The sequence below is a fragment of the Rhizobium sp. RSm-3 genome (assembly GCF_001854685.1).
GTDB lineage: Bacteria > Pseudomonadota > Alphaproteobacteria > Rhizobiales > Rhizobiaceae > Rhizobium > Rhizobium ecuadorense.
On the sequence record NZ_MAWZ01000009.1, the window covers coordinates 85,121 to 98,847 of the forward strand.

Sequence of the window (13,727 nt, forward strand, 5' to 3'; positions counted from 1 at the left end):
CTGCCAGATACTGGCAGGATGAGATTTGCCCGGTTTTGCCGACACCGTGCGCCCATTTCTTTAGCCGCCTAGAGCCTTTCCTGGTTAGATTGAAGCATTCTGTTGGCTCAAACGGAGTCGGATGGTCGATCAGCCGGCCCGTTTCAGCCAACCCTCCCGCAGATTTGCCTGGCAAATCTGCAAGACTTGGGAATCGCCGGACGCACTGATCGCTTCGCCACGGCGAAGCGGTGCGGCCGGWGGGCCGGGCATCTTTCCGCCAGGATCAGAGGCGATCGGCTCGGACGTACCAAGGGGTATGCCCTTCGCCAATCGCCTCTGCCCTGACGAAAACCTGCTCCGGCAGAATGCTTCAATCTAACTAGGAAAGGCTCTAAGCTCATGGAGATCGTCAAGCCTTCGAATTGCCGGCCAGCATGGAGCGGATGATGCCGGCGGTTTTCTCCGCGCCGTCGAGATCGAGCGAGACCGCCTCGCGGCGCGGCGCGGCGAGCGCTTTTTCGACCGCCTCCTTCACATGGGCCGGCGTCAGTCCCGTTTCCGGCAGGATATCGGCGAGACCAAGCGCCTGCAGCCGTTCGGCGCGCACCGTCTGCTCGGTCTCGCCGCCGGCGACGAAGGGGATGAGGATCGCCCGGCATTCGGTGCGCAGGAGGTCACCGACCGTGTTGTAGCCTGCCTGCGAGATCGAGACCTTGGCGCCGCGCAGCAGCGAGGGAAAATCCTTGCGGAAGCGCACCAGCGTCACGTTTGGGGCGGCGTCCCGCGACAGCGCGGCGAAATCGGCCTCCGGCAGGTTCGGGCCTGATATCAGCAGCCAGCGAAGATCGGCCGGCAGCAGGGCCGCTGCCTCTTTCGCCGCGCCGATCAGCGCGGCGCCGACCGCGCCGCCGCCCGCCGATGCGATTATGTCGAAGGTTTCAGTCGGTTCCGGCGCCGGCGGCGCTGCGACGAGGCCGGTATAGCGCAGCCTGTCGGCAATCTCCGTCGTCAGCGGGAAAGTGTCCTCCAGCCTGATGAAGCCGGGATCGCCATGGACGAGCACGGCATCGAAATGTGCCCGGACCAGGGCTGCGGTTTCCGCGTCGCGGCCAGCCTTGCGGTTTTCCTGAAGGATGTCGCGCACCGAGCTCAGGAGTTTCGGCCGCGGCTCGGCCTTTTCGATCGCCGCGAGCAAGGGCAGCAGTTCGAAGCGCATCTGCCGCCGGCCGAAGGGGAAGGCTTCGATGATGACGACATCGGGTCTGGCGGCATGAAAGGCCTCAAGCAGCAGATCGCGGCGGGCAGTGAGGAATTCCTCGCCGGCTGGCTGGCCATCGGCATCGGCGAGGCCGGAGAAACCGGCATTGCTGGCGACGACCGGCGGCAGCGCCACGGTCTTGACGCCTTCGCCGGGAAAACCCGGCACCGGCAGGCCGCCGGTGACCACCGTGACGTCGAAACCATCCTTGACGAGCGCGTTGGCGATGCGGCTGGCGCGGGCGATGTGGCCGATGCCGAGCAGGTGCTGGACGTAGAAGAAGATACGCGGTGCCGTCATGACGCCTTCCGCCATTCGGCCTCGAACAGGCCGGTGAGCTGCCGGATGCTGGAGTGATAGTCGAAATCGTCGCGCACCCGCTTTTCGGCGGCGTCGCCGAGGCGCTTGCGCAAGGCCGGGTCGCGGATCGCCGTCTCCAGGGCTTTGGCCAGCAGCGCCGGATCCTCCGGTGGCACCACCAGGCCGTTTTCACCGTCCTTGAGCAGTTCCGGCACGCCGGATACTTCGGTCGAAACGCAGACGAGCCGCTGGCTCGATGCTTCCACCAGCACGTTCGGCAGGCCGTCGCGGTCGCCGTTGGCGGCAATCCGGCAGGCAAGCGCGAAGAGGTCGGCGCGGCGGTAATGATCGAGCACGTCTTCCTGCGCCATGGCGCCCTTCCAGACGATGCGGTGGGAGAGGCCGAGCTCGGCGGCCAATGCCTTCAGCTTCGCAAGCTCCTCGCCGCCGCCGATATGGTCCATGCGCCAATGAATGTCGGCGGGCAGCAGGGCGAGTGCGCGCAACAGCACATCGTAGCCCTTCTTCTCGACGGCGCGGCCGACGCTCAGAATGAAGGCGGGATCATCGGTGTCGCTGCCGGTCCTCTCCGACCGCTCGCCGGCAAAAGCGCCGAAACGGGCAAGATCGAGACCGTGGTAGCTCAAGTGCACCGCGTCCTTGCGGGAGGTCAGGCTGCGCATGTGCTCATAGCCCGTCCTAGTGCAGGTGACGGCCCAGCGGGCGCTGGCGAGCTTTTCCTGCAGCTCCCAGTCGGGCGACGTCCAAATGTCCTTGGCATGCGCCGAACAGGTCCACGGTGTGCCGGTGAGGATGCTGGTATATTCCGTCACCGAAGCCGGCGTGTGGATGAAATGGGCATGCAGCCATTGCCCGCCATCGGGCCATTCGCGTCCCAGCACCAAAGCCTGGCCGAGACGGCGGAAGCGGTTGCGGGAGATGTCGCGTGACAGGTCGGCGAGGAAACGTTTGATCAGCGCCTTGAAGCCGGGTTTGGAGAACCCGGCGATCAGGCCTTTCAGCACGCGGATCGGCTCCTCGTGCAGATATTCCGGCAGGTAGACGACGCGCGCCTTGATCTCGTCATGCACGGGATGGCGCTTCTTGTCGGTCGGCCGGCGCATCGAAATCAGCGTCAGGTCGAAGCCGGCCTTTTCCAAGCCGAGCAGCTCCTGGGCGATGAAGGTTTCCGAAAGGCGGGGATAGCCTTTCAGCACGACAAGAATCTTGCGGCGTGGCGGCAAGGCTGTGCCCTATTCCGCGACGAGGGAAAGGTGGCTGGCGCGGCCGTCGATCCATCGGCCGACCGTCTGCGAGATGTGGTCGAGCCCTTCGAGATGCATATTGCTGCCGCTCTTCGACGGCGGCAGGCGGGAGGGCAAGCGCTTCAGAGCCTCGGACATGATGGTGGGATCGGCCGATTGGTCCGGCAGCAGCATATCGACGAGGCCGAGCGCGCTTGCCCGCTGGGCACGAAGCAGCTGTTCCTCGCGCGGCTTGACACGCGGCACGATCAGGGCAGGCTTGTCGAAGGAGAGGATCTCGCAATAGGTGTTGTAGCCGCCCATGGCGACGACGCCGGTGGCGCCGTCGATCAGCTCTTCCATGTGGTTGTCGAACTCGATCACCTCGATATAGGGAATGGCTTCGCCCTTCTGCACCAGCTTGGCGCGCTCGGCGGCCGGCATATAAGGCCCGAGCACGACCAGCGCCTTCTGCGTCAGCGTCGGATCGGCCTCGTAGGCGTTCATCACGTCGTGAACGAGATCGGAGCCGTCGCCGCCGCCGCCTGTGGTGACGAGCAGGTAATTGTCCTTGCGGGCGTTGATCGAGGTCTTGCCCTTGGAGACGCTGCGCTGCAGGAAGCCGACGAAATCCATCTTCCGGCGCAGGCTCGCGGGCACGTCGAGACCGATCAAAGGATCGTAGAAGTCAGGCGGGCCATAGACCCAGACGCTGTCGTAATATTGGTCGATCTTCTGCATGATGCCGTTCCGCTTCCACTCGGCCTCGAGCAGATGCGGCGCGTCCATAACCTCGCGCAGGCCGAGCACCAGCACCGTGCCGCGGGCCTTGAGATAGCCGAGCGTATCCTCGACCTCGCCCTTCAGCCCCATCGGCTCCTTGTCGACGATGAAAATGTCGGGCTGGAAGGTTTCGGCCGTGTGGCGAATGCTCGATTCGCGCATCTTCAGCGTCTCGTGCAGGTCGATATGGCTGGCGAGCGAGGTATATTCGCCGTTGCGCAGCTTGATGACGCTCGGGATCTTCACGAAGTCGACGCGGGCGCGATAGTCGAAGGCGCCGGCGATCGTCGCCCCCGAAATGATCAGGATGTTGAGGCCGCGATAATCCTCGACCAACGCATGGGCGATGGCGCGACAGCGTCTGAGATGGCCGAGGCCGAAGGTGTCGTGGCTGTACATGAGGATGCGCGCATCTTCGAGACGTCTGGCCATGGGTGTTCCCTCCGGGGTGAACAACATGCGTTAGTACCCCCACCGTCCGGAGGCCATGTGGCTGGGACGGTGCCATAAGGCACCGCCGGATTTTCTGCTATTTGTAGGGATCTGCCGCATCACGCAAGCCGTCTCCCAGAAAGTTGAACGCCAAAATGACAAGAACAACAGGAATGATCGGATAGAGCAGCCAGGGATAAAAGGCGATGACGCTGACGCTTTTTGCCTCGGTCAGCAGAATGCCCCAGCTGGTAATCGGTGGGCGAAGGCCGAGGCCGAGGAAGGAGAGCGCGGTCTCGCCGAGGATCATGCCGGGGATCGAAATCGTCGCCGAGGCAATCAGATGCGACATGAAGCCCGGCACCAGATGCCGGCCGATGATGCGCGGCGTGCTGGCGCCCATCAGCTGGGCCGCCTGGACGTAATCCTCCTCGCGCAGCGCCAGGAGCTTGGAGCGCACGGCACGCGCCAGCCCGGTCCAGTCGATGATGCCGAGAATGACGGTGATGCCGAAATAGATGACGATCGGGCTCCAGGTCACCGGCATGATGGCGGCCAGCGCCATCCAGAGCGGCAGGCTCGGCAGCGATTGCAGCACTTCGATCAGGCGCTGGACGACCAGATCGAAAATGCCGCCCCAATAGCCGGCAAGGCCGCCGATGACGATGCCGAGCACGAAGCTGATCGAAATGCCGATCAGGCCGATCGTCAGCGAGATCCGCGCGCCGTAAAGAATGCGCGACAGCACATCGCGGCCGAGCCGGTCGGTGCCGAGCAGGAACATCTGGCCGCCGATCGCCGGGCAGACCAGATGATAGTTGGAGGCGGCAACTCCCCAGAATTTATAGGCATCGCCGCGGCAGAAGAAACGGATCGGCTGCACGTCGTTCGGCCTGTCGGTATAGACGCGGTGCAGCGTGTCGAGATCGAGCGTCATGCTGCGACCGTAGACGAAGGGACCGACGAAATTGCCCTTGTCGAAGAAATGGATTTGCTGCGGCGGCGCGTGGATGAAATCGACGTTGCGCGTGTGCAGGCCGTAGGGCGCCAGGAATTCGACGATCAGGATCATCAGGTAGACGGCGGCGAGAAAGATGCCGGAGATCAAGGCCAGCCTGTGCTGCTTGAACTTCCACCACATCAGCTGCTTCTGCGAGGCGAGATGGATGCGCGATTGCGCCGCCGTCATGGTCTCGGTCGCCAGGGGATCGAAAGGCGCGGTCGAGACGTAATGGGGAAGCGGCGCGCCGGGTGCGGGAAGGGGCGACATTATTTGGTGCTCCTGCCTTGCAGACGGATGCGGGGATCGAGGAAGCCGAGCGCGATGTCGGAGATCAAAACGCCGATGACGTTGAGGAAGGCCAGAAACATCAGGAAGGAGCCGGCGAGATACATGTCCTGGCTCTGCAGCGCCTTGATCAGCATCGGCCCGGTCGTCTCCAGCGACAGCACGATGGCGACGATTTCGGCGCCCGAGATGATCGACGGCAGGATCGAGCCGATATCGGCGACGAAGAAGTTGAGCGCCATGCGCAGCGGATATTTGAGCAGCGCCCGCATCGGATGCAGGCCCTTGGCGCGCGCTGTCGTCACATATTGCTTCTGCATCTCGTCGAGCAGGTTGGCGCGCAGCCGGCGGATCATGCCGGCCGTACCCGCCGTGCCGACGATGATCACCGGGATCCACAGGTGGGAGAGGATCGAGCGTGCCTTCTCCCAGCTCATCGGCGCCGAGATATATTGCTGGTCCATCAGATGGCCGATCGAGATACCGAACCAGATATTGGCGAAATACATCAGGATCAGCGCCAGCATGAAGTTCGGGATGGCGATGCCGAGCAGGCCGAGGAAGGTCAGCCCGTAATCGCTCCAGCTATACTGGTGCGTCGCCGAATAGATGCCGATCGGAAAGGCGATCAGCCAGGTGAGCAGGATGGTCGTGAAGGAGACCAGGATCGTCAGCCACAGGCGCTCGCCGACCACGTCGGAAACCGGCATCTGGTATTCGAAGGAATAGCCGAAATCGCCGTGCAGCATGCCGCCGACCCAGTAGAAATAGCGCACGATCTCCGGCTTGTCGAAGCCGTATTGCTGGCGCATCTCCTCGATTTCCTGGAGGTTGGCGGTCTCGCCGGAGGCGCGCAGCTCCGCGATCTGGCTCTCGAAGAAATCGCCCGGCGGCAGCTCGATGATGGTGAAAACCAGCGCCGAAATGACGAAGAGCGTCGGCACCATGGCGGCGATGCGCCAGAGAATGTATCTGAGCACGCCTCAGGCCTCCTTGTACCAGAATGCATCCGGCATGTAGATGCCGAGATAGGAGGTGGGATCGAAGCCGTAGAGGGCTTTCTCCGGCAGGTTCTGCAGCTTGGCGGCGCAAAGGATCGGCTGCAGTGTGCTGTTGATCAGGCCGATCGAGAACACCTGCTGCGTATAGAGCGACAGCATCTTGTGCCAGATCACCTGGCGCTCCTCGAATTTCGCCGTCGAGCCCCATTGTTTGAGCAGGTCGACCAGTTCGGCAGCCTCCGGCAGATCGGGGGCTGCGCCCTCCTGGCCGGCCGAGAGGTAATGCATGCCCCAGAGCGGCCATTGCAACTGATCGTCGAGGGTCGGCGCCAGTCCCGAGGGCGACATGTCGGCCGTCGGCACGCCATTGTCGAGGCCGTACCAGATCGACATCATGATCGAGCCGCTCATGGCGCGATTGCGGAAGACGTCGCGCTGCGAGGTGCGGGTATAGAGCGCAAGGCCGATATTGGCCCAGTGATCGTGCACCAGCTCCAGCACGTCGGTGTCGAGATTGCTCTCGCCGGCGGTTTCGACGGTGATCTCGGCGCGCCGCCCGTCCGGCAGCAGCCTTATGCCGTCACTGCCGCGCTTGGTCAGGCCGATCTCGTCGAGCAGGCGGTTGGCCTCGTCGGCATCGAACTTCACGAAGGCATCGGCATATTCCTGCTTGAACAGCGGGCTGTCGGGCAGGACGGTGTCGGCGCTCGGCGTGCCCAAGCCGTAGAAGGCGACCATGTTGATCTCGTGCCGGTCGATCGCCAGCGACAAGGCGCGGCGCAGGCGTACGTCGCGGAAGAGGCCGCGCCATACCTCGTCGGCGCAGTTGAGGTTCGGCAGCAGGGTGATGCGCGAGCCGCGCGCCACTTTCCAGAGATTGACCTTCACCGGGAAGCGCTTCTCAGCTTCTTTCAGAAAGGTGTAGTCGTTGAAGTCGATGCCGGTCGCCTGCAGGTCGGCCTCGCCGGCGCCTGCCTTGGCGGCGATGATCGACGAGGAGGAGACGTTGAGGATGAAGCGGTCGAGATAGGGAAGCTGCCGGCCGGTCTCGTCGACGCGGTGGAAGAACGGGTTGCGCTCGAAGACGAATTGCTCGGCCGGCAGCGCCGTCGTGTTGCGCCAGGGATCGAGCGTCGGCAGGTTGGGATTCTCAGGCCGGTAGGAACGGGCCATTTTGATGTGCAGGTCCTGCCATTTCTTGACGCGGTTGGCCTGCATCATCTGTTCCATTTTCGCCTGGTCGGGCTGGAACTTCTTATGGAACTGCTTGAGATAATGCGCCGGCCCGACGATGACGAGCGGGATGGGGCCGGCGAGCGTCGGCAGGAACATCGGGTTGGGTTTGTCCCAGCTGTAGCGCACCGTCAGCGGATCGAGCATCTCGAAACGCGGCAGGCTGCCATGTGGGCGAAGCTCCAGCGCGCCGCCGCCCGGCGTCAGCTTCTCGTTGAGGATGACGTCTTCCCACCAGTAGCGGAAATCGTCGGCCGTGAACGGCTCTCCGTCGGACCATTTATGGCCTTCGCGCAGCCTGAAGGTGAAGACCGTGTCGTCTTCCGAGCTGAAATCGGCGAGAATATCCGGCTGGAACTGCAGGTGCTTGTTGTAGCCGATCAGGCGGGCATAGCCGTAGATCGTCATGAAGCGGATATCGCGCTGGCTGCCGATGATGGTTCGCACCGTGCCGCCGTAGCTGCCGGGCTCGAGCCCCATCTCCTTCAGGTTGACGATGCGCGGGCGGGCGGGAATGCGCTCGGCCATACCCGGCAGGCTGCCGGATGCCAGCCGCTCCTTGAGAAACTCAGGCTCGCCGGCCTGTTCTGCCCGAAGCACTGTGGGGGCGATCGCCGCGCCGACGAGGCCGCCCAGAAAAATGCGACGCGTCACCATCAGCGCAACTCCCTGGCATCGGCGCCTTTGCGGGCGCGCACCAGATGGCCGTCGCCGAGATCGGCATAGGCAAGCTCGGAGGCGTCGTCATGCTCGGCGGTAAAGGTCGCGCCCCAGTTCTGCTTGTCGGCGGCGCCGTTTTCCCGGAGCGCCTTGAAATCGAGCGGCCGGTCGAGATCGGGGAAGGGGACGGCGGCGAGCAGCGATTTCGTATAGGGATGCACCGGATCGCGCAGGATGATCTCGCGCGGCGCGATCTCGACGATGCGGCCCTTGCACATGACGGCGATGCGGTCGGCCATGTAATCGACGACGGCGAGGTTGTGCGAAATGAACAGATAGGTCAGCCCCAGCTCCTTCTGCAGGTCCTTCAACAGGTTGAGGATCTGCGCCTGGACGGAGACGTCGAGTGCCGAGACCGGCTCGTCGAGGATGACGAGCTTCGGGCCGAGCGCCAGCGCACGGGCAATGCCGATGCGCTGGCGCTGACCGCCGGAAAAACTGTGCGGGTAACGGCTGAGGTAACGCTTGTCGAGGCCGATCGCCGCCATCAAGCCTTCGACCTTGCGCTTGCGCTCGTCACTGTCGCCGCGGTCGTGAATTTCAAGCGGTTCGCTGAGGATGTTGCGCACCGTCATGCGCGGCGAGAGCGAGGAGACCGGATCCTGAAACACCATCTGGATCTTGGTGCGCATATCCTGCAGCGCTTCGCCGCGCACCGAAAGCACATCGATCACGTCCTTGCCGTCGTTGAACACGACCGAGCCGCCGTCGGGTGTGATGGCGCGCATCAGGATCTTGCTGAGCGTCGTCTTGCCGCAACCGGATTCGCCGACGAGGCCGAGACATTCGCCGCGGCGAATGTCGAAGCTGACATCGTCGACGGCGTGCACCACGGCGGCTTCGTGCTTGCCGAGCAGACTGCGCTTGCGCGTCTTATAAGTCTTCGACAGGTTGGTGACCGAAAGCAGTGTGCCCGGCGCCTCCGCCTGCAGCGGCTTCTTCTTGCCGACGAGGGTCTCGAGATTGACCGGCACGTCGCGCAGCGCCTTCAGCCGCTCGCCGGGTTTCATGTCGAAATGCGGAACGGCGGCCATCAAAGCCTTGAGATAGGGATGCTGCGGATTGCGGAAGATCGCCTCGACCGGCCCGGCCTCCATGATCTCGCCGTGATAGATGACGACGACTTCGTCGGCCATGTTGGCGACGATGCCGAGATCGTGGGTGATGAGCAGCATCGCCATGCCGAGCTTGGCCTGCAGCTCGCGCAGCAATTCGAGGATCTGCGCCTGGATCGTCACGTCGAGCGCCGTCGTCGGTTCGTCGGCGATCAACAGCGCCGGCCTGCAGATCAGCGCCATGGCGATCATGGCGCGCTGGCGCATGCCGCCGGACAGTTCGAACGGATACATGTCGTAGGTGCGGTGCGGATTGGTGAAACCGACGAGGCCGAGCATCTCCTCGGTCTTCTCACGCGCTTCCTGCTTGTCGATCTCGGTATGGATCAAAAGCACTTCGCTGATCTGGTTGCCGACCGTGTGCAGCGGCGACAGCGAGGTCATCGGCTCCTGGAAGATCGTCGCCATGCGCCGGCCGCGCAGGTCGCGCATTTCCTCGCTGTCACGCGACAGCGACAGGATATCGGTCGTGCTGCCGTCGAGCGGATCGGTGAAGAGGATGCGGCCGGAGGCCCTCGCCGGATTGGGCAGGATGCCCATCACCGACTGGCTGATCACCGATTTGCCGGAGCCGGATTCACCGACGAGAGCGGTGACCTTGCCGGGGAGGATGCGAAGATTGGCTTCCTTTACGACGCGAAGCCGGTCGCCGAAAACCGAGAAGGAGACGTCGAGATTTTCAATACGCAACAAATCGGCTGCAGACGCCATACCAATGAAATTCCCCAGTCTTCTATGTTCCCGTTAAGGCACACTATCGTACCGCAAACGGGGTGTCTAGCAGATGACAATCAAGGGAAAACCACAACATCCCGCCGAAGTTCCCCAGGCGAGACGCGCAAAATTTTGGCAGACGTTCGAGTTTTACTGGATGAACTTCTCCATGGTTGTGCGCTCGACCTGTTTCTTCGCGTCCCGGTGCAGGAGAATGACCTGTTCGGCTTCGGAAAGCCCGTTTTGAACAGCCTCGCGGAAGCCTTCCTCAACGTTGATCTCGGGGGCTGGCGCGCGCGGCTGCAGCACCGTCACCTTCTGGCGGATGCCGCGCAGTTTCTCTTCGCCGAGCGTCGTCCATTCGCCGCCGCAGTAGCCGGCGAATGCCTGGCTGGCGACGACCTCGCGGCCGTATTTCTTGGTCAGGATCTGCAGACGCTGCACCTCATTAACAGCCGAGCCGAAGGCAGAGAAGGTCAGCCGGTCCTTGAGGCCGACATTGCCGAACATGACGTTGCCGACATGCAGGCCGATGCCGTAGCCGACCTTGCTGAGGCCTTTCGCCTCGCGGTCCCTGTTGAGCTCGGCGACCCGCGCCTGCGCCTGGTGGACGGCGGAAAGGGCTGCCTCGCAGGCGATTTTCGACGGGTCCTTGTGGCGCCCGCAGGGATAGACGGCGAGGAAGCCATCGCCGAGGAAGCTCAGGATCTCGCCGCCATTGCGGTTGAAGGGGGCGGCGATCGCGTCGAAGAACTGGTTCAGCGTGTCGATATAGGCCTGGCGGCCTTCCTTTTCGGCATACATGGTGGATTCGCGCATGTCGCCCATGACGAGCGCCGCACGGATCGTCTCGCCGTCGCCGCGGCGGATCTGTCCGTTCAGCACCCGCTTGCCGGCGTCGCCGCCGAGATAGGTGGTCAGCATGTTGTTGGCGAGCTTGCCGAGCACCGCCATCTTGGCGGCGACCGCCAGATGATTCTGCATCCTGATCAGCGCATCGATCATGTCGTCGGAAAAGCCGTTATGGTGGTCGGTCGACCAGGAGCCCATCATGCCCTGCACCGAACCGTCGCCGAAGGGCTGCACGAAGGCAAGGTAATCGGTGATGGCGTCCTTGCGCAGGTCCTCGAAGATCGGGAATTCGGCCGGCCCTTCCTGCATCAGCCGGCGGCGGATGTGCTGCAGGTTGTTGTCGAGCAGGTAATAATAGGGGCTCTGGAGGAAACGGTCCGGCTTCTGCCCGGCCGGCATGCGGAAACCCTCAATGGTGACGCCGCTGGCGCGCCGCCAGGTGAAGCTCAGCGCGTCATAGAGCGGATGCAGCATCGAAAAGGTCAGATGCACGCGCGCGATCGGCAGGCCGGCCGCCGCGATCCTTTCGCAGAAGCCGCGCACGATGTTTTCAAGCTCGTCTCCGGCCAGCGAAGAGTTCGTCAGCCATTCAGCGACCCGGTCCAACAGGATGGAGGAGACGCTGGATTCGATCGTGCTCATTCTCGGTATGATCCTCATAAGGCACGCCATCCCAGAGAAAAAAATCCCTCGGCCGGCACATTTTCATGCGCAGGTCACAAGGAAATCAGGATGTACGAGCGGTATTATTTGTCAACGACCTGCCGAGAGCCCGGCAGCGGCACCTCTCTGCTCCCCGTATCGGAGGGCCGGACGGGTTGTCCTTTCACGGTGGTTCATTATCAAAAGTCAAAATAGGGATGCTGCAATTGCGAAACAATGGGACCGGGATTTTTTTGTGCGCTCAAGTTGCAACAAAGGATTGTGCCGGGGCATTTCGGCCACACTCGGATAAGGATTTTTCAGGCGGGATCGGCGGGAGCTGCCCCTCATCCGCCTGCCGGCCCCGGTTGAGTTAGGGTGAGGGGCAGCCTTCGGCGCGAATCGGGAGGGGAACGAAGATTCAGGTCCGGGTTTAATTCACCGCGATCATGCATTAGATCAGCTTCCACTTCCCCGTTTGAAAGATCCCGCCTTGGCCACCTCCACCTTCGATATGCTTTTGCAGAAGATCGAAACCCGCGCGGCGCGTGCCGGCGTCATCGGGCTCGGTTATGTCGGCCTGCCGCTGGCAATGGCGGTGGCGCGCAGCGGTTTTGCGGTCACCGGCTTCGACATCGATCCTTCCAAGATGGTGGCGCTCGATGCCCGCCGCTCCTATATCGATGCCGTCAGCGACGCGGCGCTTGCCGCCGAGATCGAGGCGGGACGTTTCCAGGCGACCACCGATTTCGCCGGTCTTGCCGCCTGCGACGTCATCATCATCTGCGTGCCGACGCCGCTCACCAAACATCGCGATCCCGACCTTTCCTTCGTCGAGGCGACATCGCGCTCGATCGCCCAGCATTTGCGCCCCGGCCAGCTCGTCGTGCTGGAATCGACCACCTATCCCGGCACGACCGACGATATCGTCAAGGCCATTCTCGAAGGCACCGGGCTGAAATCCGGTTCGGATTTCTTCGTCGGCTTCTCGCCGGAGCGCGAGGATCCCGGCAATCAGCATTATCACACCGCCACCATCCCGAAGGTCGTCGCCGGCGACGGGCCTGAGGCGCTGGCGCTGATGAGGGCCTTCTACGGCGCGGCGGTCTCGACCGTCGTTCCGGTCTCCTCGAATGCGACGGCCGAGGCGGTGAAGCTCACCGAAAACATCTTCCGCTCGGTCAACATCGCCCTCGTCAACGAGCTGAAGACCGTCTATGCGGCGATGGGCATCGACGTCTGGGAGGTGATCGACGCGGCCAAGACCAAGCCCTTCGGCTACATGCCCTTCTATCCCGGCCCCGGCCTCGGCGGCCACTGCATCCCGATCGATCCCTTCTACCTCACCTGGAAATCGCGCGAATACGAGCTGCCCACCCGCTTCATCGAACTCGCCGGCGAGATCAATTCGGCAATGCCGCGTTATGTCGTCGGCAAACTTGCCGAGGCGCTCGATATCCGCGCCGGCAAGGCGCTGAGCCGCAGCCGGGTGCTGGTGATCGGGCTCGCCTACAAGAAGAACGTCGCCGATATAAGAGAGAGCCCGTCGCTGCGGCTGATCGAGATCATCGAGGAGCGCGGCGGACGGGCCGATTATCACGATCCCTTCGTCGCCGAGATCCCGCCGACGCGCGAATATCAGGCGCTGAAGGGCCGCCGATCGGTGGCGCTGGCGCCTGATACCATCGCTGGTTACGATGCGGTGCTGATCGCGACCGACCATGACAGCGTGGATTATGCGGCGCTGGCAAAAGGCGCTACGCTGATCATCGACACTCGCAACGTCTTCAACCGGCTCGGTCTTTCGGCCGATCACGTCATCAAGGCGTGACGGAAAGGCGTGTACGCATTTGACTCCTCGGAAATATGTACATATATCTGTACATTCTGTGACTAAGAAAGAATGCGTGATGGCACATGTTCGTTTGACAGAGTTCCGGCAGAACATCGCAACCTATTTCGATCAGGTGCTGGCTTCTCGGGCGCCGTTGCTCGTGACCCGTCAGGGTTCAGAAGCAATGGTGCTCATTGCCGAAAGCGAGTACGAGAGCATGCAGGAGACTCTGCATTTGCTCTCGACGCCTGCCAATTCTGCCCGACTGCGCGAAAGTATCGGACAGCTTCGCAAGGGGCAGATGGTCGAAAACGATCCAACTCTCTGAC

Annotated in this window: 10 protein-coding genes; 2 read left to right on the forward strand and 8 right to left on the reverse strand. The window is 62.8% G+C overall.

Annotation, left to right across the window (positions count from 1 at the left end; all coding sequences use genetic code 11):
• Positions 1-391: 391 nt before the first annotated feature.
• The 8 genes from BBJ66_RS11585 to BBJ66_RS11620 all read right to left on the reverse strand — a co-directional run bounded on the left by BBJ66_RS11585 (position 392) and on the right by BBJ66_RS11620 (position 11,564).
• Positions 392-1,540 carry a glycosyltransferase family protein gene (locus BBJ66_RS11585; RefSeq protein ID WP_071087190.1) on the reverse strand — a complete coding sequence of 383 codons (1,149 nt, stop codon included), beginning with the start codon at positions 1,538-1,540 and terminating at the stop codon, positions 392-394.
• Positions 1,537-2,784 carry a glycosyltransferase family 4 protein gene (locus tag BBJ66_RS11590; protein WP_071087087.1) on the reverse strand — a complete coding sequence of 416 codons (1,248 nt, stop codon included), beginning with the start codon at positions 2,782-2,784 and terminating at the stop codon, positions 1,537-1,539. Before BBJ66_RS11590 ends, BBJ66_RS11585 begins: the two co-directional genes overlap by 4 nt.
• Before the next feature lie 9 nt (positions 2,785-2,793).
• Positions 2,794-3,999, reverse strand: a complete 1,206-nt coding sequence (locus BBJ66_RS11595; RefSeq protein WP_049732614.1) for a glycosyltransferase family protein — start codon at positions 3,997-3,999, stop codon at positions 2,794-2,796.
• 97 nt (positions 4,000-4,096) lie between these two features.
• Positions 4,097-5,269 (reverse strand): ABC transporter permease, encoded by a 1,173-nt coding sequence (locus BBJ66_RS11600; protein ID WP_071087089.1) that lies wholly within the window; start codon positions 5,267-5,269, stop codon positions 4,097-4,099.
• Entirely contained in the window at positions 5,269-6,267 is a 999-nt protein-coding gene (locus BBJ66_RS11605) for an ABC transporter permease (RefSeq protein ID WP_003595069.1), read from the reverse strand. The genes BBJ66_RS11600 and BBJ66_RS11605 overlap by 1 nt, the downstream gene beginning before the upstream one ends.
• Before the next feature lie 3 nt (positions 6,268-6,270).
• Positions 6,271-8,178: an ABC transporter substrate-binding protein gene (locus BBJ66_RS11610; RefSeq protein ID WP_049732612.1), complete on the reverse strand. Its 1,908-nt coding sequence runs from the start codon at positions 8,176-8,178 to the stop codon at positions 6,271-6,273.
• Complete coding sequence (locus tag BBJ66_RS11615) at positions 8,178-10,067, reverse strand: ABC transporter ATP-binding protein (RefSeq protein WP_071087091.1); 1,890 nt, start codon at positions 10,065-10,067, stop codon at positions 8,178-8,180. Before BBJ66_RS11615 ends, BBJ66_RS11610 begins: the two co-directional genes overlap by 1 nt.
• A 153-nt stretch (positions 10,068-10,220) precedes the next feature.
• Positions 10,221-11,564, reverse strand: a complete 1,344-nt coding sequence (locus BBJ66_RS11620) for an adenylate/guanylate cyclase domain-containing protein (RefSeq protein ID WP_049732610.1) — start codon at positions 11,562-11,564, stop codon at positions 10,221-10,223.
• A gap of 493 nt (positions 11,565-12,057) precedes the next feature.
• Between BBJ66_RS11620 and BBJ66_RS11625 the strand changes: the two genes are divergently transcribed.
• Positions 12,058-13,395 (forward strand): nucleotide sugar dehydrogenase, encoded by a 1,338-nt coding sequence (locus BBJ66_RS11625; protein ID WP_071087093.1) that lies wholly within the window; start codon positions 12,058-12,060, stop codon positions 13,393-13,395.
• Between the two features lie 79 nt (positions 13,396-13,474).
• Positions 13,475-13,726, forward strand: coding sequence for a type II toxin-antitoxin system Phd/YefM family antitoxin (locus BBJ66_RS11630; protein ID WP_049732608.1), 252 nt, complete (start codon positions 13,475-13,477; stop codon positions 13,724-13,726).
• Position 13,727 lies beyond the last annotated feature (1 nt).

What these genes read in the sequence shown, in the direction of transcription:
- BBJ66_RS11630 (WP_049732608.1), top strand. Translation starts at nt 13,475, where the DNA reads ATGGCACATGTTCGTTTGACAGAGTTCCGGCAGAACATCGCAACCTAT.
- BBJ66_RS11610 (WP_049732612.1), bottom strand. Translation starts at nt 8,178, where the DNA reads ATGGTGACGCGTCGCATTTTTCTGGGCGGCCTCGTCGGCGCGGCGATC.
- BBJ66_RS11615 (WP_071087091.1), bottom strand. Translation starts at nt 10,067, where the DNA reads ATGGCGTCTGCAGCCGATTTGTTGCGTATTGAAAATCTCGACGTCTCC.
- BBJ66_RS11595 (WP_049732614.1), bottom strand. Translation starts at nt 3,999, where the DNA reads ATGGCCAGACGTCTCGAAGATGCGCGCATCCTCATGTACAGCCACGAC.
- BBJ66_RS11585 (WP_071087190.1), bottom strand. Translation starts at nt 1,540, where the DNA reads ATGACGGCACCGCGTATCTTCTTCTACGTCCAGCACCTGCTCGGCATC.
- BBJ66_RS11620 (WP_049732610.1), bottom strand. Translation starts at nt 11,564, where the DNA reads ATGAGCACGATCGAATCCAGCGTCTCCTCCATCCTGTTGGACCGGGTC.
- BBJ66_RS11600 (WP_071087089.1), bottom strand. Translation starts at nt 5,269, where the DNA reads ATGTCGCCCCTTCCCGCACCCGGCGCGCCGCTTCCCCATTACGTCTCG.